The organism is Pseudomonas sp. B19(2017) (assembly GCF_002113165.1).
Classification (GTDB): Bacteria; Pseudomonadota; Gammaproteobacteria; order Pseudomonadales; family Pseudomonadaceae; genus Aquipseudomonas.
In genome coordinates this window covers 59,482-78,875 of record NZ_NEJR01000013.1, presented here as the reverse complement: position 1 = coordinate 78,875, position 19,394 = coordinate 59,482, and the positions used below count along the sequence as shown (strand labels likewise).

Below are 19,394 nucleotides of genomic sequence, written 5' to 3'. Positions count from 1 at the left end.
TCGCTCCCCTTAAGCCTGTGGCTTGCGCAACACACCATAGACCACCTGGTAGGTGGCTGGCAGCCCTTCAGGCTGGCGAAATGCCTCATAAGCCTGCAACAGGCCCTGCATGCGCGCCCGACCGGTAAGGCCAGAAGGCCGGCCAGGGTTCAGATTGTGTGCCCCCAGCGCCTTCAGTTCGTGCGTCAGGCTGCGCACATCCGGGTAGTGCAGCACGTGCGGGCAGCGCTGCAGCCCAAGCTGCTCGAAGCCGCTGGCTGCACACAGGCGCTGATAGTCCTCGAAACGGCGGAAGCGGTTCACATGCACCAGGCCATCCACCGCCTGCCAACTGGCACGCAGTTCACCGAGGGTACCCACACACAGGCTGCTGAAGGCCAGTACGCCGCCCGGGCGCAGCACTCGCAGCGCTTCTGCCAGCACGCTGGCGAACTGGCCACACCATTGCACGGCCAGGCTGGTGAATACCAGGTCGACGCTAGCATCACGCAGCGGCAAACGCTCGGCGTCACCAGCCACATGGTAGAGCGCCCCGCCCTGTTCGTTGCGGGCATGGCACAACATGCCCTCGGCGATATCCACCGCCACGCCGCTGGCCTGGGAGAAACGCTCGGCCAGCGCCCGGCTGAAATGGCCGGTACCACTGCCCAGGTCCAGCCAGCGTGACGGCTGCAGGCCTGCCGGCAACTGCTCCAGCAAGCTCGAACCCACTGCACGCTGCAAGGCTGCCACACTGTCGTAGCTGGCTGCGGCGCGGGAGAACGAGGCCGCTACCTGGCGCTTGTCGGGCAATGCGCCGGGCAGGGTCGGACGGGAAAGGTCAGTCATCGCCACTCTCATGCAGGAAACTCTTGATGCCCGCCGCCAGTTCCTGCGGATACTCCAGCAGGAAGGCGTGGGAACTGTCTTCGACCAGGCCCACTTCCACATCGGGCAACAGCTCACTCAGCGCCTTTGCCGCCTCTGCCGGTACCAGTGCATCGCTGCCGGCGAACAGGTGCAGTTGCGGGCCGGCATAGGCCTGCAGGGCTTCGCGGGTATCCAGCCTGGCCAGTACTTCGAGGCCGGTGGCCAGGTACAGGGGGTCGGTATCCGGCACGCCAACACCCAGCTGGCGCAGCAGGGTGCGCGGTTGCTGGGCACCATCGCTGCACAGGGTACGGAAGCGCTTGAGGGTGACCTGGGTATGGCTGCGGCAGCCGTCGAGGAAGGTACCGAAGGTGTCTTCGGCCATGCCATGCGGCCAGTCCGGGCGGGCCACGAAACTGGGGTTGCTGGCCAATGTCAGCAGGCCGCAGCAGTGGTCGCCACGCTTGTGCGCCAGCGCGCTGGCCAGCATGCCGCCGAGCGACCAGCCGCCCAGCCAGACATCGCTGGGCAACTTGCGGTCCAGGTGGTCAAGCCAGGCGTCCACGTCGCTGTGGGCCAGTTCTGGAAGGGGCATCAGCTCTACCTGCAAGCGCGCATCCTGAGCACGCAGGCTGGCGGCCAGCGGCTCCAGGGAAGCAGTGCCCAGGCCCCAGCCAGGCAACAGAACAAGTCGATTACGCATCGGCGCTCTCCAACTGTGGATAACACTCGGCCAATGCATTCAACAATAGCTGCACCTGCGCCTCGCTGTGCGCGGCGCTCAATGTCACCCGCAAGCGTGCACTGCCCGCCGGCACAGTGGGTGGGCGGATGGCCGTCACCAGCAAGCCGCGCTCGCGCAGCATGCGTGACAGGTGCAGGGCCTGCGCGCTGTCGCCGATGACGATGGGCTGGATCGGGGTCGGGCTGTCCATCAATGCCAGGCCGATCTGCTGTGCGCCTTCACGGAACTGGCGGATCAACGCGGCCAGATGCTCGCGGCGCCAGGTCTCGCGGCGCAGCAGTTCCAGGCTCTTGAGGGTGGCGCAGGCCAGCGCCGGTGGCTGGCTGGTGGTGTAGATGTACGGGCGGGCGAACTGCACCAATGCCTCGATCAGCTCTTCGCTGCCGGCTATAAACGCGCCAGCGGTACCACAGGCCTTGCCCAGCGTACCGACCAACACCGGCACATCTTCGACGCCCAGGCCGAAGTGCTCGACGATACCGCCGCCCCGAGTGCCGAGGGTGCCCAAACCATGGGCATCGTCAACCATCAGCCAGGCACCGTGAGCGCGGGCCACATCGGCGAGCGCCGGCAAGTCGGCCAGGTCGCCGTCCATGCTGAACACACCGTCGGTCACCACCAGCGTATTGCCGGCGGCTTTGTCCAGTCGGCTGGCCAGGCTGGCCGGGTCGTTGTGCAGGTAGCGGTTGAAACGGGCGCCGCTGAGCAACCCGCCATCCAGCAACGAAGCGTGGTTCAGGCGGTCCTGCAGCACCGTGTCACCCTGCCCCACCAGCGCGGTGATGGCGCCCAGGTTGGCCATGTAGCCGGTGGAGAACAGCAGCGCGCGCGGGCGCCCGGTAAGTTCTGCCAGTGCCTCTTCCACCTGGTGGTGCGGCGTACTGTGGCCGATCACCAGGTGCGAGGCACCGCCACCGACACCCCAGCGTTCGGCGCCGGCCTGCCAGGCGGAAATCACATCGGGGTGGTTGGCCAGGCCCAGGTAGTCATTGCTGCAGAAGGCCAGCAAGCGCTGGCCATCGACCACCACTTCCGGCCCCTGCGGGCTCTCCAGCAATGGCCGCTGCCGATACAGGTCTGCGGCGCGCCGTTCGGCCAGGCGCGCCGCCAGGTCGAAGGCCATCTCAGGCCGACGCGGCGTTGTAGAACATCTCGCTGCTGCGCTGTTCGACCAGCGCCTGCTCGATGGCCGCCTGGTGCACTTCGTCGGCGTGCTCTTCACGCGCTTCGGGCTTGATGCCCAGGCGGGCGAACAGCTGCATATCCTTGTCGGCCTGCGGGTTGGCGGTAGTCAGCAGTTTTTCGCCGTAGAAGATCGAGTTGGCGCCCGCCATGAAGGCCAGCGCCTGCATCTGCTCGTTCATCTGCTCACGGCCGGCGGACAGGCGCACGTGCGACTTGGGCATGAGGATACGGGCAACGGCCAGCATGCGGATGAAGTCGAACGGGTCGACGTCTTCTTCCTCGGCCAACGGCGTGCCGGCCACCTTGACCAGCATGTTGATCGGCACCGATTCCGGATGCTCGGGCAGGTTGGCCAACTGGATCAGCAGGCCGGCGCGGTCGTCCAGCGACTCGCCCATGCCGAGGATGCCGCCGGAGCAGATCTTCATCCCGGCATCGCGCACATAGGCCAAGGTCTGCAGGCGCTCACTGTAGGTGCGGGTGGTGATGATGCTGCCGTAGAACTCCGGCGAGGTGTCGAGGTTGTGGTTGTAGTAGTCCAGGCCGGCCTGGGCCAGAGCCTTGGTCTGCTCCTGGTCGAGCTTGCCGAGGGTCATGCAGGTTTCAAGCCCCATGGCCTTCACGCCTTTGACCATCTCCAGCACGTAGGGCATGTCTTTGGCCGATGGGTGCTTCCACGCCGCGCCCATGCAGAAGCGGGTGGAACCGATGGCCTTGGCGCGGGCGGCTTCTTCCAGCACCTTCTGCACTTCCATCAGCTTCTGTTTTTCCAGCCCGGTGTTGTAGTGGCCCGACTGTGGACAATATTTGCAATCTTCCGGGCAGGCGCCGGTCTTGATCGACAGCAGCGTCGAAACCTGAACGCGGTTCGGGTCGAAATGCGCGCGGTGCACGGTTTGCGCCTGGAACAGCAGGTCATTGAACGGTTGCTGGAACAGCGCCTTGACCTCGGCCAGGGACCAGTCGTGACGAGTTGTTGCAGTTGTGCTGGCGCTCATTGGCGTTTCCTTGTTTAGGCTGAAGCAGGCGCCGGGACAGGAAAGCCCGCCAGCGCATCACGGATAGCTCGCATAGTCATGGAAGGCCTATGAACTGTCAACCACACTGGAAAAGACCGGTTTACAAGTGCTCAATTATTAATCAATCGTGCTTGCTGTGCGATGAACCTGCCGAGCAGGCCTACCCGCTGTGCGTAGCCTGCGAGCAGGAACTGCCATGGCTCGGCGACCAGTGCCTGCACTGCGCCCTGCCGTTGCCTATGGCCGGCCTGACCTGCGCCCCGTGCTGCCGCCGCCCACCGGCCTTCGAGCAGGTGGTTGCGCTGTGGCATTTCGGCTTTCCGGTGGACACGCTGATCAGCCGCTTCAAGCACAACCGCCAATGGCCCTTAGGGCGGTTGATGGCTGAACTGCTGGGGCATGGGCTGTTGCATCGCTTTGCCGAGGGGCTACCCCGCCCCGACCTGCTGTTGCCTGTACCCTTGGCCAAACGTCGACTGCGCGAGCGAGGGTTCAACCAGGCGGAGCTGCTCGGGCGCTGGCTGTCGTCCCGGCTGGGGGTAGGTTGCGACGAGCGGTTGCTGCTGCGCACGCGGGAGACACCTGCGCAGCAACGCCTGGATGCCAAGGCCAGGCGGCGAAATTTGCGCCAGGCTTTTGCGGTCATGGGTGAACTGACGGGCAAGCATGTCGCCATAGTGGATGATGTGCTGACCACCGGCGCTACCGCGCAGGCTATCGCCGAGGTGCTTCGCAAGGCCGGGGCACGGCGGGTGGATGTGTATTGCCTGGCGCGTACGCCCAAGCCGGGGTATGTATGACTCGAAGTGGGTGCGATCCATGTGGGAGCGGGCGCGCCCGCGAAACAGGCGACGCAGTGTATGGCACCGGCTTTGCCGGTGTTCGCGGCGGTTCGACGCCTCGACGCGCCCGCTCCCACAGGGACCTGGTCAAGCTTCTGGATTTTGCGCAAGACAGGTGTTCCTCCACAATCCACACTTGGCTACCACTTACATCGACTGACTGCCCATGCCCCTACCCACCCTCCTCACCCAGCACATCACCCGCCGCCCGCAGCGCATCGCGCTGCTGCAGCACATTGCCGAAGAAGGTTCGATCACCCGCGCAGCCAAGGCCGCGGGCATCAGTTACAAGGCCGCCTGGGATGCCATCGACGAACTGAACAACCTGGCCAGCCAGCCCCTGGTCGAGCGCAGCACTGGTGGGCGTGGCGGCGGTGGTGCGCGGCTTTCGCCGGAAGGCGAGCGTGTACTGCGCCTGTATCAGAGGCTGCAGGCCCTGCAGGCGCAAATCCTCGAAGCAGCCGAGGAGTCCAGCGACTTAGACCTGCTTGGCCGGCTGATGCTGCGTACCAGCGCACGCAACCAGTTGCAGGGCCAGGTCAGCGGCCTGCGCCGAGAGGGCCGGTATGATCGCGTCAGTCTGGCGCTGGGCGGTGGGCTGGAGATCGAGGCGTTGATCACCGCCGACAGCACTGCGCGGCTGGAGCTGACGCTGGGGACAATGGTGGTGGCGTTGCTCAAGGCGGGGTGGGTGACGCTGTTGGCCGATGAGGAAGAGGCGGAAGCGGGTAGCAATTGCCTGCGGGCGACAGTGGAAGAGGTGCTGGCGGAAGCTGATGGGCCTAATGAGGTCAGGCTGGCATTGGGCAATGGGCAGACGTTGTGTGCGTTTGCCGAGGCGGATTGGTTGGCTGGGCAGCGGGTGGAAACTGGCAATGCGGTGCGGGTGCAGTTTCATCCATCTTATGTGTTGATCGGGGTCCCCGCGTAGCCTGGCCGCGCTGCGCGCGGTTCGCGGGTAAACCGCTCCCACAGGGATAGCGCACGACTTGAAGCCTGTACTGTACCTGTGGGAGCGGGTTCACCCGCGAAGAGGCCGGTACAGGCATAACGCGCTACCATGGGCCCCATGCAGCTTACCCTCGGAGCCTCCATGTCCCACCCCTTCGACACCCTCACCCCCGATCTGGTCCTGGACGCCGTGGAAAGCATCGGCTTTCTCAGCGACGCCCGGGTGCTGGCACTGAACAGCTACGAGAACCGCGTCTACCAGGTGGGCATCGAAGATTCGCAACCGCTGATCGCAAAGTTCTACCGCCCAGGCCGCTGGAGCGACGCGGCCATCCTCGAAGAACACAGCTTCACTGCCGAACTGGCCGACTGCGAAGTACCGGTGGTTGCGCCCATGCAACACGACGGCCGAACCTTGTTCGAACATCAGGGCTTCCGCTTCACCCTGTTTCCCCGCCGTGGCGGCCACGCCCCGGAGCCGGGCAACCTCGACCAGCTCTACCGCCTGGGCCAGCTGCTCGGCCGCCTGCATGCCGTGGGCGCCAGCAAACCGTTCGAACACCGCGAAGCGTTGGCTGTGGACAACTTCGGCCATGCCTCGCTGAACACGTTGCTGGAGGGCGGTTTTATCCCGTGCGAGCTGCTGCCGGCGTTCGAGTCCGTGGCCCGCGACCTGCTCAAGCGGGTCGAGAGCATCTATGCCCGCACCCCACACCAGCTCATCCGCCTGCACGGCGACCTGCATCCCGGCAACCTGATGCACCGCGACGAGGTGTACCACGTGGTCGACCTCGACGACTGCCGCATGGGCCCGGCAGTGCAGGACCTGTGGATGATGCTGGCCGGTAACCGCGAAGAGCGCCTGGGTCAGCTTGCCGAGTTGATCGACGGCTACAACGAGTTCCACGACTTCGACCCGCGCGAACTGGCTCTGATCGAGCCGCTGCGCGCCCTGCGTCAACTGCACTACAGTGCCTGGCTGGCGCGGCGCTGGGATGACCCGGCATTCCCGCCCAGCTTCCCCTGGTTTGGCCAACCACGCTACTGGGGCGACCAGATTCTCGCCCTGCGCGAGCAGATGGCCGCGCTGGACGAACCACCACTGAAGTTGTTCTAGACCTTGCAGCAGAAAAGACTGACCTGACAAACAGCGCAACGCGCCAGCCGGCAGGCGACATGCCGGCACCCTTGCCATGCAACTTCCTTAGAGCATCACCTAGTATTTTTGCCAGTAGGCAAGGCCGAAGGCTGGGTGTAAAAAACTCTCAAGTCAGCTAGGAAGTATCAGTCATGAATCAAACAAACTGCGACATCGCAGAACTGACTCTGACTTGTCAGCAACCCTTTTCGTAACCGACAGGCTGACGTCGCGTATCAACATCAACATGCAAATGGTGCCTGCGCGAGCGCGATAGATAACACAGCACAAACCAGTACGGCACTTATGGCGAACGCGTCGCCGCCATCACTAAATCGGCTTAAGGTAATCTACCCATGAGCAACTCAATAAAACAGTCTCTCGAAAAAACTTTGGAAGCACTTGGCAAAGATCAATACAATTTCGGCTATCCGATGATCGTGGGATTCGATCAAGTCACCACCAACTATGTCTTGAAACAAGAGTTTATCGAGCGCTATTCGAGTGGACTGTTCCTTGACCCGATGAACAGTGAAATTGACGTGGAACCAGGTGTGTCCCTGCACGAACTCGTCGACTTTTGCCTGGATGAACCCAGGCTCTCATTCGAAAATGCAGACCTCAGCGATTCCAGAGCCATGTTGCTGATGCGAACCGTGCGCGGCAAACAACTTCAGTTAAGCCGGCCGTTGGGTGCTCAGCGCATGCGTATGACGCGGATGGCAGAGGCGACCCCCATCAATGGTCCAGCCCTCGTATTTGACATTAAGTTGAACGCACTGGAAACGGGCATCAGCGATGACGGCAGAATCTATTTCAGCTTTTTTGCCAAAGAGGGCAACTATAACTTCTACGGCGGGGTAACCGAGTTCGAGAGGGACAAGCTAGGGCTGCATTTCAAAAAGCATTTCGAGTCTTACACAGCACCGCCTGATAAAAATCGACGCATCGAATATACGCTAGGCCAGATGACCCAGCTACCTGACCCATCCCTGAAGCCACACAGGTTTAAAATCCGCACCCACAAAACGGGTGAAACATCTGGCGACGGGGCCGTCGTTCTATTTATAGAGCTAGAAGAGTTCGACAGTAGCAAAGCCGTGCCGCCAGATGAGAACAGCAAACTCCCCTATCTTTTGCCGGACGGTTACAGCGCAAGCATGCTTGTCAATACCGACTTTTTAGGGCAAGCCATTATCGCATCGCACCTAAACAAATATGATACCGAACGACTGAGGTTAGCGTTCAAGGTGACGCCAGGCTACACGTTCAGGTATCACGGAGAGGGCCAAGTCCTATTTGACGCAATTTTTCATTCTAGCCCCGCGGGCACAATCATAGGTATCGACCCTCGGTGGACTTCACCCGCTTCATTCGATGAAAAAAATAGCCTATTCCTGGAGATCAAGGGGACCAGCGTCACCCTGAACTTTACTGGAAAAACCACGATTGACTTCGAGATGAATAGCAATGGCGTAACACGACATGCTACAGCTGACTACTCCTGGAGCCTCCGTCAGAAATACAAATTTGAGTTTGACAATAGTAACGGCGCGAGCAAAATTGTCCTTGTCCAGGATGGCAAATATGAATGGTCATACACTCCAACGCTTAGCGAGGAGCTCAAGGGTTTAATATTTGTCTATAATTTCAGTGAAGACGCCTTTCTAGCGGATTTCCACCGCCCCATTGGAATCATGATCACGACAATGGCCGGATTCATGAATTCGATGAATATGGAAATAGATACCTTCATCATGTCTTCGCTGTTGTTCCGCAATTCACACATCACCCTTGACAGTTTGCACCAGCCCAATGACTTTTTCGCCCCCGGTCAATTGGCAGCGGACCGAAACAAGTTCAAAATTATCAGGACTGACGGCCAGCCCATAGATAAAGGTGAAACGTATACGCTACCCGGGCGCAGCATACCCTTCAAGACCGAGCCTGCCACTGAAGGCGTAACATGGAGCGTCCGCCACGTCCCTGACTACGAAGGTGACAACTCCCCAGGAAAGATTGATCCGCCTACCGGAGACTACAGAGCGCCCGCCGCTGACGAATTCAAAGGTACTCACGTCAAGGTCATCGTTACCGCCACAAAAGGCGCTGAGGTTTCTCACGCCCTGGTGAGCGTGCTGCGGACCAGCGTCAATGTCTATCCATCCGTCGCCAGTGTGAACGTCGGGGCGTTCGCCGACATCATTGCAGGCGAGATGAACGGGAACTCTATCAGTTGGAAGGTCGAAGGCCTTGGCGACTTGGGGGACGTCCCCGAGGACGACCCGCTGGCCCAAACGAGCCAACGTTACCTTGCCCCAACCGAGGTGGAGGAATGGGACGAAAGCATGCCTGTGGTCGACATGGTGATGCGTCACAGCAAGGTGGTGATCAGCAGCGGCGACATCGAAAAAGTCGTTGACATACTCATACCCGTGGAAATGGAAGGCTCATATTGGCTGGAGCCGAAAGAACATGACGGGGGTGTTAAACATGAGCTCTGGGTGAAACCTAAAAACAGCAGTCCAATACAAGTTCCGCAGCATGAAACGTCCTGGCATGTACGCGTAGGCAATGGCACGATCAAGGACGGGGTTTACACGCCAGATCCGGACAAGCCAGAAGAATACGCAGTCATCGTGGCCATTCACGACACAGCGTACCTGCCTGAGTACGCGAGCATGATCGTGCCGCTGCCTTTCCTCGACGTTAAGCAGTACCTGGCGCTTTATGCGCCCGATAACGCCAAGGCGATGGCAGGCCAGTAGTCCAGCAGCCGGCAATGATCGACGCAGCGATCATTGCCGGCCGGGTGCCCAGCGCCATTGACACGGATAACCAGGGCCTCATCCTGGTTATCGCGTGTCATAAGTCTCAGCACAAATCGGCGGCCTGTGCTGAAATAGCTCGACGCTTTATTTAGCTACCTAAGCAAGGATTCTGCATGCACGCCGCCAACCCGCGTCGCGGGTACATCCTGGGCCTGAGCGCCTACATCATCTGGGGCCTGTTCCCCCTCTACTTCAAGGCCATCCAGAGCGTCCCTGCGGTGGAGATCATCGTCCACCGGGTGCTCTGGTCGGCACTGTTCGGCTCGCTGCTGCTGTTGGTGTGGAAGCACCCCGGCTGGTGGCGCGAACTGCGCGACAACCCGCGCCGGCTGGGCATCCTGGCCCTGAGCGGGGCGCTGATCGCCGGTAACTGGCTGACCTACGTATGGTCGGTAAACAACGGCCGCATGCTTGAGGCCAGCCTGGGGTACTACATCAACCCGCTGATCAACGTGCTGCTGGGCATGCTGATCCTTGGCGAGCGTCTGCGCCGCTTGCAATGGCTGGCAGTGGGCATGGCCGCCGTGGGTGTGGCCCAGCAGGTGTGGCAAGTGGGCAGCCTGCCCTGGGTGTCGCTGGTGCTGGCGCTGAGCTTCGGTTTCTATGGGCTGATTCGCAAGCAGGCACCGGTGGCGGCACTGCCGGGCCTGGTGGTGGAAACCTGGATGCTGGTACCGCTGGCCCTTGGTTGGCTGTTGCTGCACCCGGCAGCCACAAGTGCCCAGGGTGCGTTCTACACCAGCAGCGAAGCGCTGTGGCTGATGGCAGCGGGGCCGGTAACATTGGTGCCGCTGGTGTGCTTCAACGCTGCGGCGCGGCACTTGCCGTATACCACGCTGGGCTTCCTGCAATACCTGGCGCCGACCCTGGTGCTGCTGCAGGCAGTGCTGCTGTTCGATGAGCATTTGTCGTCGAGCACCTTGGTGGCGTTCATGTTCATCTGGGCGGGTTTGGCGATTTACAGCGTCGATGCGTGGTTGAGTTTGCGCAAGCGCAGCTGATCAAAAAACGAACAAAACTCTGCAGCCCATGTGACTCGTGGGCTGCAGAGACATCTCCAAAGGTTATCCACACCCTCGTCCCCGTGCTTTGTGCACAAGCTGCTGATTTTTGGGTGTTTTTTGAGCAAAGCTGTGTAGGGCGCGCAGTTGTTGGGCTGGAGAGGTACACCCCCAGGTTATCCACAGGGCCTTCCCCGTGATATCGGGATAACCGCAGGGGGCCGCTTCGCGCCCCATCGCCGGCAAGCCAGCTCCCACACCGACCGCGCTACCCTCAAGGCCTCATGCATACCTGTGAGAGCTGGCTTGCCGGCGATGGGCCGCGAAGCGGCCCCGGCAATCTCGGATCACTCCTCCGGCCGCAGCTTCAACTCCACCATCAAGTCATCCGCCAGGCTCTCCAGCCGCTGCTGCAGTTCTTCAAGCGGCAGAGTCAACGGCAAAGCCAACAACGCATCTGCATGAAACAACGGCTCACTGCTCATCGGCGCTGGCCGCACCTCTGTGGAGAACCGCTCGACGTTCACCCCCAGCTCAGCCAGCAGCCGGGTAATGTCCCGCACGATCCCCGGCCGGTCATTCCCCACCAGCTCCATGGCAATCGGCTTCCAGGTACACGACGGCTCGATACCGCTCTCGGCGATCAGCACACGAATGTCATATCGGGCCAACCCTTGTAGCGAAGCCACCAGCTCGTCGTAGTTTTCAGCTGGCACCGCCACCCGCAGGATGCCGGCGAACTGCCCAGCCATACGGGACATGCGGCTTTCCAGCCAGTTGCCGTTGTGGTCAGCGATGCACTGGGCAATGCGCTCGACCTGGCCGGCCTTGTCAGGGGCAATCACAGTCAGTACAAGATGATCCACTAGCCCTTCCTCGTGTCGGACCGCGCCGGGCGGCAGAAAATCGGGGGATCGACTCAGTATAGGCAAGGCGCGGCAACCTGCCGCAGGGCAATCTGCATAACGAATCGTGTACTGTTTCAAGATTTATCTGGAACAATCCACATGTTTTTTGCGAACATACCCACTCCCAGCGTGACCATACGCGACCAACGGGTCGCATAACGGCGCTTTTAGTCTGATTTTGCCCCGCCTACTGCTTCATGTAGTATCCCGTGGCGCGGACTACAAAACGTCGTTTGGATGTCTGCCAAGGCGCCTGTGAAAATACGCACACTGTCTGCCAGCCGGTCTGGCAGGCCGCACCCAGCCGCGCTCGGGGCTCTACTCGGGGGCATGCACTGGTGCCGTGTTTAGAGAAGCGCTACAGGCTTAATACAGAAGAGCGAAATAGCTGAGCAGAGTGAGGCAAGCAATGACTGGATACGTTCAAGTCGGTGGCCTTCAGGTCGCCAAGGTCCTGTACGACTTCGTGAACAACGAAGCCATCCCAGGGACCGGCATCGTCGCCGAGCAGTTCTGGGCCGGTGCAGAGAAGATCATCAATGACCTCGCTCCAAAGAACAAAGCCCTGCTCGCCAAGCGCGACGAGCTGCAAGCCAAGATCGACGCCTGGCACCAGGCACGCAAAGGCCAGGCCCACGACGCCGTAGCCTACAAAGCATTCCTCCAGGAGATCGGCTACCTGCTGCCACAAGCCGACGATTTCCAGGCAACCACCCAGAACGTGGACGAAGAAATTGCCCACATGGCCGGCCCTCAGCTGGTCGTACCGGTGATGAACGCCCGCTTCGCCCTGAACGCTGCCAACGCCCGTTGGGGTTCGCTGTACGACGCGCTGTATGGCACCGATGCCATCAGCGATGAAGGCGGCGCCGAGAAAGGCCAGGGTTACAACAAGGTGCGTGGCGACAAGGTCATCGCCTTCGCCCGCGCCTTCCTCGACGAAGCCGCGCCACTGGCGGCCGGCTCGCACGTCGACTCCACCGGCTACCGCATCGAAGGCGGCAAGCTGATCGTTGCCCTGAAAGGCGGCAGCAACAGCGGCCTGCGTGACGACGCCCAGCTGATCGGCTTCCATGGCGATGCCGCTGCGCCGACTGCCGTGCTGCTCAAGCACAACGGCCTGCACTTCGAAATCCAGGTCGATGCCAGCACCCCGGTCGGCAGCACTGACGCCGCCGGTGTGAAAGACATCCTGATGGAATCGGCGCTGACCACCATCATGGACTGTGAAGACTCGGTTGCCGCCGTCGACGCCGACGACAAGGTGGTCGTCTACCGCAACTGGCTGGGCCTGATGAAAGGTGACCTGGCCGAAAGCGTCAGCAAGGGCGGCAAGACCTTCACCCGCACCATGAACCCGGACCGCGAGTACGCCGCGCCCAACGGCGGCAGCGTGACCCTGCATGGCCGTTCGCTGCTGTTCGTGCGCAACGTTGGCCACCTGATGACCAACCCGGCGATCCTCGACGCCCAGGGCAATGAAATCCCGGAAGGCATCCAGGATGGGCTGTTCACCAACCTGATCGCCCTGCACAACCTCAACGGCAACACCAGCCGCAAGAACACCCGCACTGGCAGCGTGTACATCGTCAAGCCGAAGATGCACGGCCCGGAAGAAGTCGCCTTCGCCGCCGAGATTTTCAGCCAGGTCGAAGACCTGCTGGGCATGAAGCGCAACACCGTCAAGGTCGGCATCATGGACGAGGAACGCCGTACCACGGTCAACCTCAAGTCGTGCATCAAGGCCGCAGCCGAGCGCGTGGTGTTCATCAACACCGGCTTCCTCGACCGCACCGGCGATGAAATCCACACCTCGATGGAAGCCGGCGCCGTGGTGCGCAAGGGCGCCATGAAGAACGAGAAGTGGATCGGCGCCTACGAGAACAACAACGTCGACGTCGGCCTGGCCACCGGCCTGCAAGGCCGTGCGCAAATCGGTAAAGGCATGTGGGCCATGCCCGACCTGATGGCGGCCATGCTCGAGCAGAAGATCGCCCACCCGCTGGCTGGTGCCAACACCGCCTGGGTGCCGTCGCCGACCGCCGCTACCCTGCATGCCCTGCACTACCACAAGGTGGATGTACAGGCACGTCAGCGTGAACTGGCTTCGCGCACCCCGGCGTCGGTAGACGACATCCTGACCATCCCGCTGGCCGCCGACACCAACTGGTCGGCCGAAGAGATCCGCAACGAACTGGACAACAACGCCCAGGGCATCCTCGGCTACGTGGTGCGCTGGATCGACCAGGGCGTGGGTTGCTCGAAAGTGCCGGACATCAACAACGTCGGCCTGATGGAAGACCGCGCCACCCTGCGCATCTCGGCCCAGTTGCTGGCCAACTGGCTGCGCCACGGCGTGGTCAGCCAGGAGCAGGTGCTGGAAAGTCTCAAGCGCATGGCCGTGGTGGTCGACCAGCAGAACGCCGGTGACGCCCTGTATCGCCCGATGGCTCCCAACTTCGACGACAACGTCGCGTTCCAGGCGGCGGTAGAGTTGGTAGTGGAAGGTGGCAAGCAGCCGAACGGCTATACCGAGCCGGTACTGCACCGCCGTCGCCGCGAGTTCAAGGCGCGTAACGGGCTGTAAGCGACATCTGCGACAAGGGGCCGCCTTGCGGCCCGATCGCCGGCAAGCCAACTCCTACAGGGACTGTACAGGCCTCGACATTTGTGCGGTCCCTGTGGGAGCTGGCTTGCCGGCGATGAGGCCGGAACAGGCTCTTCACTTAATCAATCTTCAATTCTCTCTTCACCAGCTCCAGCAGCCTGTCCAGGTCCACCGGCTTCAACAGAAAATCCACCACCCCCAGGTGCATCACATCCACCGCCTCCTCCACGTCGGTGTCGCCTGACACCACGATGATCGATAACGCCGCCCGCTCCGACTCGCGAATCTGCCGGATCAGGTCCAGCCCATCCTCGGGCTGCATGCGCAAATCGGTGATCATCAAGCCGATTCGTGGCTGGTAGTGCAGGTACAGCCTGGCTTCCTCAGCACCATCCGCCCCGACACAGTCGATCCCCCGGCTTTTCAGGTACAGGATCAATGCGTCACGGTTCACCGCATTGTCGTCCACCACCAGCACCAACGGCTTGGCTGCCACAGGCGCACTCACCACGGCCAATGCCTCGCGCTCGGCGTCGCTCAGGATGTCGTGTTGCTCAGGCATGCTCATCTCGTCAAAAAAATTCCGCTTCAGCATTAGGACCGCAGAACTTGCATAACCCGGCTGGCCTTTCGTCGGGTCTTTGACAGGGGCGCTCATAGACTTACGTCCAATGGGCACCATCCCGCCGCAAGCCGACCATGGAGGCAGAGAACAACATGGTCGGCACCTATATATATAGATATATAGTTCGGCATAGCGATACGGTCAGTTTCATGAGCAAAAAGGACGCCTACAGCCAGGCGGGCAGGACAGCAGTGCTGCAGAACATCCAGGGCACCCTGCAGTTCCTGCAGCGCTTTCCGCCGTTCAACCAGATGGAACACAGCCACCTGGCCTACCTGGTCGAACAGTGCCAGCTGCGCTTCTATGCCAGCGGCGAAAGCATCGTCAAACCTGCCGACGGGCCGGTCGAGCACTTCTACATCGTCAAGCAGGGCCGCGTGGTCGGCGAGCGCCAGCACCTGGTCAAGCCGGGTGTGGAAACCACCTTTGAAATCACCAGCGGCGAATGCTTCCCGCTGGCCGCCCTGCTTGGCGAGCGGGCGACCCGCACCGAGCACCTGGCCGGTGAGGACACCTTCTGCCTGCAACTGAACAAGGCCGCATTCATCCGCGTGTTCTCGATGTCGGAAGTGTTCCGCGATTTTGCCCTGCGCGGGGTCAGCAGCCTGCTCGACCAGGTCAACCAGCAGGTACGCCAGCGCGCGGTGGAAACCCTCGGCACCCAGTATTCGTTGAACACACCCCTGGGCGAACTGGCCATGCGCCACCCGGTGGTATGCAGCCCCGACACGCCCCTGCGCGATGCCGTGCGGCTGATGCATGAGCAGCAGGTCGGCAGCATCGTGGTGGTCGACCCGCAGCGCTACCCCACCGGTATCTTCACCCTGCGCGACCTGCGCCAAGTAGTGGCAGCGGCCGATACCGACCTGAGCGCCCCCATCGCGCGGCACATGACCGCCCAGCCGTTTTACCTTAGCCCCCAGGCAAGCGCCTTCGACGCGGCCATGGCCATGACCGAACGGCATATCGCCCATGTATGCCTGGTGGAAAACCGGCGTCTGTGCGGGGTGGTTTCGGAGCGCGACCTGTTCTCGCTGCAACGGGTCGACCTGGTGCACCTGGCGCGCACCATCCGCCATGCGCCACGCCTGGACACCCTGGTCTCGCTGCGTGGCGAAATCAGCCAGCTGGTCGAGCGCATGCTGGCCCATGGCGCGTCATCCACGCAGATCACCCAGATCATCACCCTGCTCAACGACCATACCGTGTGCCGGGTGATCGAACTGGCACTGGCCGAGCGCGGTGATCCGGGTGTGCCGTTCAGTTGGCTGTGCTTTGGCAGCGAAGGGCGACGTGAACAAACCCTGCACACCGACCAGGACAACGGCATCCTCTTCGAAGCCGCCGACAGCGCCGAAGCCGAGGCCATCCGCGCCCGCCTGCTGCCGCTGGCGCAATACATCAACCAGTGCCTGGCCCAGTGCGGCTTCACCCTGTGCAAGGGCAACGTCATGGCCGGCAACCCGGAACTGTGCCTGTCGCGCAGTGAGTGGGCGCGGCGCTTTGCCGGTTTTGTCCGCGAAGCCAGCCCGGAGAACCTGCTGGGCTCAAGCATCTACTTCGACCTGCGTGTGGTGTGGGGCGACGAGCAAGGCTGCGAGCAACTGCGCCAAGGCCTGCTCGACCAGGTGGCCGACAACCGCATCTTCCAGCGCATGATGGCTGACAACGCCCTGCGCCAGCGCCCACCGGTGGGCCGCCTGCGCGAGTTCGTGCTGACCCGCCAAGGCAACGACAAGGCCGCTACCCTCGACCTCAAGGTCCAGGGCCTGACGCCCTTCGTCGATGGTGCCCGGCTGCTGGCTCTGGCCAACGGCATCGGTGCCTGCAATACCCTGGAACGCCTGCGCCAGCTGGTGGCCAAGGGCGTGATCGAGCCGCTGGACGGTGCCGCCTACGAGGAGGCCTACCACTTCATCCAGCAAACCCGCATGCAACAGCACCAGCGCCAGACCCGCGACAACCTGCCCTATTCCAACCGCCTGGACCCGGACAACCTCAACCATCTGGACCGGCGCATCCTGCGCGAGTCCCTGCGCCAGGCCCAGCGCCTGCAAAGCAGCCTGGCCTTGCGGTACCAGCTATGAGCCTGTTCGCCTGGCTGCGCCCCAGCGCGCCCGAACTGGACCATGCCACGCGCCAGCGCCTGGCCCGCCTGCCCAAGGCCATGCCTCTCGGGGTGTGTACCCTGCGCGAGCAGCGCTGGGTGGTGCTGGACCTGGAGACCAGCGGCCTGAACCCCAGCCGTGACCAGGTGTTGTCGATCGGGGCAGTGGCCATCGAAGATGGCGCCATCGACTTTGCCCAGCAGTTCGAACGCACCCTGCACCGGCCAACGCAGAAGACCAACGCCAGCGTGCTGATCCACGGCCTGGGGCCGAGTGCCCTGGCTGCCGGCTGCGACCCGGCCGAGGCCTTGCTCGATCTGCTCGACTTCATTGGCAATAGCCCGGTGCTGGCTTTCCATGCGCCGTTCGACCAGCGCATGCTGGCCCGGGCGCTGAAGGAAAGCCTGGGCTATCGCTTGCAGTCGCACTTCCTGGATGTTGCCGAGCTGGCGCCGATGCTCAACCCCGACACCGTGCTGCGCGAGGCCGGGCTGGATGACTGGGTGGCACGGTTTGGCCTGCAGGTGGAGGAGCGCCATCATGCCAGCGCCGATGCGCTGGTCACCGCCGAACTGGCGCTGATCCTGCTCAGCCAGGCCCGGCGCCAGCAGCTGGACAGCCCGTTGCAGCTGGAGCAGCGGTTGCGCGGGTGGCGGCGACGCAAGGTGCAGAGCCACGGCCTGTAGCCTTGCATTGACCTTGCTGGCCTCTTCGCGGGTAAACCCGCTCCCACAGGTACTGTGCAATGCTCAAGGCCCGCGCCGTACCTGTGGGAGCGGGTTTACCCGCGAAGAGGCCTGCACAGGTGATGCACCTTCCATGATGGGCCATCCGATAAGCGTCCATTGCACCCACCCCCTCCCCTCTGCAACAATCGCGAATAATTATCGTTAGTTAATGCATACGTTCCAGGGGGACGCTGCTTGTCTTCTGCACAGAGCCCACACGCCGATCTGGTCGGTGCGCTGTACCGCGACCACCGCGGCTGGCTGCTTGCCTGGCTGCAGCGCAGCATGGCCTGCCGCCAGCGTGCCGAAGACCTGAGCCAGGACACCTTCGTGCGCCTGCTCGGCCGTGCGCAGCTGGATACGCCCCGCGAACCCCGCGCATTCCTGGCCGCCGTGGCCAAGGGCCTGATGTTCGACCACTTTCGCCGCACCGCGCTGGAACAGGCCTACCTGGCCGAACTGGCCCTGATGCCTGAGGCCGAGCAACCGTCCCCGGAAGTGCAGCACCTGGTCCTCGAGGACCTCAAGGCCATCGACCGCCTGCTCGGCAAGCTGTCGAGCAAGGCCCGCGCAGCTTTCCTGCACAATCGCCTGGACGGCATGAGCCATGCCGAAATTGCCGAACGCCTGGGGGTTTCGGTGTCGCGGGTGCGCCAGTACATCGCCCAGGGCATGCGCCAGTGTTACGTGGCCCTGTACGGGGAGCCGACGTGAGCAGTGCACCGGTATCGTCCCAGGTGCTGGAAGCCGCCATTGCCTGGAAACTCAGCCTCGACAACGGCAGCGGCACACCGGACGAGCGCAGCGAATTCATGCGCTGGCATGCCGCCAGCGAGGAGCACGCCCGCGCCTGGCACCAACTTGGCGCCATGGACCAGCGGGTGAACGCCGCTGCCGGCCCGGCACGCCAAGCCCTGCTGCAATCGCGCGCCGGCCTGCGCCGACGTATCGGCAAGGGCAGCGCCGGGCTGGCCGGCATGTTCCTGCTGGGCTCACTGCTGGCCTGGGTCGGCGCGCCATCGCTGGCACCGAGCTACTGGCTGGCCGACCAGCGCACCGCCACCGGCGAACTGCGTACCCTGCGCCTGGAAGACGGCACCTTGCTGAGCCTGAACAGCCACACTGCCGTGGACATCGACTACGCCGGCGAGCAACGGGTGATCGTGCTGCACCAGGGCGAGATCTCGGTCGAAACCGGTCATCAGGACCCGCGCCCGCTGCTGGTGCGCACCGACGATGGCCGCCTGCGCCCGTTGGGCACGCGCTTCCTGGTGCGCCGCGAGGGCGACGGCACACGCCTGGAAGTGCTGCAAGCCTCGGTCGCCGCCATGCCGCTGAACAGCGGCGACGAACAGGTGCTGCGCGAAGGCCAGCAGGTGCTGATGAATGCCAACGGCCTTGGCCGGGTCGGCACGGTGCCCGCCGGTGCCGACGCCTGGACCCGCGGCATGCTGGTGGTGGACAACGTACGCCTGGCTGACCTGCTGGCCGCGCTTGGCAAGTACCGTAGCGGTTACCTGGGGGTAGACGACAAGGTCGCCGACCTGCGTGTGACCGGCAGCTTCCCGCTGACCGACACCGACCTGGCGCTGTCGTCGCTGGTGCCGGCACTGCCGGTGAAGATCGAGCGGCATACCCAGTGGTGGGTCAGCGTCGGTCCCAAGTAGGCCTGCACCGGCCCTTTCGCGGCGGTTCGGCGCCCCGACTTGCCCGCTCCCACAGGTACTCCTCAGTGCTTGAGACCTGTGTGATACCTGTGGGAGCGGGCAAGTCGGGGCGCCGAACCGCCGCGAAAGGGCCGGTACAGGAAAAAACAAACTTCAAATAATTCTCGATATTTTTCAGATTCGCCCTGT

Annotated in this window: 16 protein-coding genes; 10 read left to right on the top strand and 6 right to left on the bottom strand. The window is 62.6% G+C overall.

Features of this window, described 5'->3' with window-relative positions:
• Nucleotides 1-9: 9 nt before the first annotated feature.
• From bioC to bioB, 4 genes are read right to left on the bottom strand one after another with little or no spacing between them, the layout of a single operon-like run.
• Nucleotides 10-828, bottom strand: a complete 819-nt coding sequence (bioC, locus tag CAF70_RS17935) for a malonyl-ACP O-methyltransferase BioC (RefSeq protein WP_085626229.1) — start codon at nucleotides 826-828, stop codon at nucleotides 10-12.
• Entirely contained in the window at nucleotides 821-1,552 is a 732-nt protein-coding gene (locus CAF70_RS17930) for an alpha/beta fold hydrolase (RefSeq protein ID WP_085626228.1), read from the bottom strand. Before CAF70_RS17930 ends, bioC begins: the two co-directional genes overlap by 8 nt.
• Nucleotides 1,545-2,717: an 8-amino-7-oxononanoate synthase gene (bioF, locus tag CAF70_RS17925; protein WP_085626227.1), complete on the bottom strand. Its 1,173-nt coding sequence runs from the start codon at nucleotides 2,715-2,717 to the stop codon at nucleotides 1,545-1,547. The genes CAF70_RS17930 and bioF overlap by 8 nt, the downstream gene beginning before the upstream one ends.
• A 1-nt stretch (nucleotide 2,718) precedes the next feature.
• Nucleotides 2,719-3,777 (bottom strand): biotin synthase BioB, encoded by a 1,059-nt coding sequence (bioB, locus tag CAF70_RS17920; RefSeq protein ID WP_085626226.1) that lies wholly within the window; start codon nucleotides 3,775-3,777, stop codon nucleotides 2,719-2,721.
• Nucleotides 3,778-3,866: 89 nt separating this feature from the next.
• On the opposite strand from bioB, the gene CAF70_RS17915 reads away from it, so the two are divergent.
• From CAF70_RS17915 to rarD, 5 genes are all read left to right on the top strand, one after another.
• Nucleotides 3,867-4,598, top strand: coding sequence for a ComF family protein (locus CAF70_RS17915; RefSeq protein WP_085626225.1), 732 nt, complete (start codon nucleotides 3,867-3,869; stop codon nucleotides 4,596-4,598).
• 208 nt (nucleotides 4,599-4,806) lie between these two features.
• Entirely contained in the window at nucleotides 4,807-5,571 is a 765-nt protein-coding gene (locus CAF70_RS17910; RefSeq protein WP_085626224.1) for a TOBE domain-containing protein, read from the top strand.
• Nucleotides 5,572-5,733: 162 nt separating this feature from the next.
• Nucleotides 5,734-6,708: a serine/threonine protein kinase gene (locus CAF70_RS17905; RefSeq protein ID WP_085626223.1), complete on the top strand. Its 975-nt coding sequence runs from the start codon at nucleotides 5,734-5,736 to the stop codon at nucleotides 6,706-6,708.
• Nucleotides 6,709-7,085: 377 nt separating this feature from the next.
• On the top strand, nucleotides 7,086-9,497 hold the full coding sequence (locus CAF70_RS17900; RefSeq protein ID WP_085626222.1) for a hypothetical protein: 2,412 nt from the start codon (nucleotides 7,086-7,088) through the stop codon (nucleotides 9,495-9,497).
• Nucleotides 9,498-9,673: 176 nt separating this feature from the next.
• Nucleotides 9,674-10,561 (top strand): EamA family transporter RarD, encoded by an 888-nt coding sequence (gene rarD / locus CAF70_RS17895; protein ID WP_085626221.1) that lies wholly within the window; start codon nucleotides 9,674-9,676, stop codon nucleotides 10,559-10,561.
• Between the two features lie 347 nt (nucleotides 10,562-10,908).
• Here rarD and CAF70_RS17890 read toward each other — a convergent pair whose 3' ends face one another.
• Complete coding sequence (locus tag CAF70_RS17890) at nucleotides 10,909-11,427, bottom strand: glycine cleavage system protein R (RefSeq protein ID WP_085626220.1); 519 nt, start codon at nucleotides 11,425-11,427, stop codon at nucleotides 10,909-10,911.
• A gap of 451 nt (nucleotides 11,428-11,878) precedes the next feature.
• Between CAF70_RS17890 and CAF70_RS17885 the strand changes: the two genes are divergently transcribed.
• Complete coding sequence (locus CAF70_RS17885) at nucleotides 11,879-14,056, top strand: malate synthase G (protein WP_085626219.1); 2,178 nt, start codon at nucleotides 11,879-11,881, stop codon at nucleotides 14,054-14,056.
• A gap of 139 nt (nucleotides 14,057-14,195) precedes the next feature.
• Here CAF70_RS17885 and CAF70_RS17880 read toward each other — a convergent pair whose 3' ends face one another.
• Nucleotides 14,196-14,735 carry a response regulator gene (locus CAF70_RS17880; RefSeq protein ID WP_085626218.1) on the bottom strand — a complete coding sequence of 180 codons (540 nt, stop codon included), beginning with the start codon at nucleotides 14,733-14,735 and terminating at the stop codon, nucleotides 14,196-14,198.
• Nucleotides 14,736-14,851: 116 nt separating this feature from the next.
• Here CAF70_RS17880 and CAF70_RS17875 point away from each other — a divergent pair, with 116 nt between their 5' ends.
• The 4 genes from CAF70_RS17875 to CAF70_RS17860 all read left to right on the top strand — a co-directional run bounded on the left by CAF70_RS17875 (nucleotide 14,852) and on the right by CAF70_RS17860 (nucleotide 19,205).
• A complete protein-coding gene (locus CAF70_RS17875) occupies nucleotides 14,852-16,789 on the top strand; it encodes a DUF294 nucleotidyltransferase-like domain-containing protein (protein ID WP_085626217.1) in 1,938 nt (645 codons plus the stop codon).
• Nucleotides 16,786-17,496 carry a PolC-type DNA polymerase III gene (locus CAF70_RS17870; RefSeq protein WP_085626216.1) on the top strand — a complete coding sequence of 237 codons (711 nt, stop codon included), beginning with the start codon at nucleotides 16,786-16,788 and terminating at the stop codon, nucleotides 17,494-17,496. Before CAF70_RS17875 ends, CAF70_RS17870 begins: the two co-directional genes overlap by 4 nt.
• Nucleotides 17,497-17,733: 237 nt before the next feature.
• Complete coding sequence (locus tag CAF70_RS17865) at nucleotides 17,734-18,252, top strand: RNA polymerase sigma factor (protein ID WP_085626215.1); 519 nt, start codon at nucleotides 17,734-17,736, stop codon at nucleotides 18,250-18,252.
• Nucleotides 18,249-19,205: a FecR domain-containing protein gene (locus CAF70_RS17860; RefSeq protein WP_085626214.1), complete on the top strand. Its 957-nt coding sequence runs from the start codon at nucleotides 18,249-18,251 to the stop codon at nucleotides 19,203-19,205. Before CAF70_RS17865 ends, CAF70_RS17860 begins: the two co-directional genes overlap by 4 nt.
• Nucleotides 19,206-19,394 lie beyond the last annotated feature (189 nt).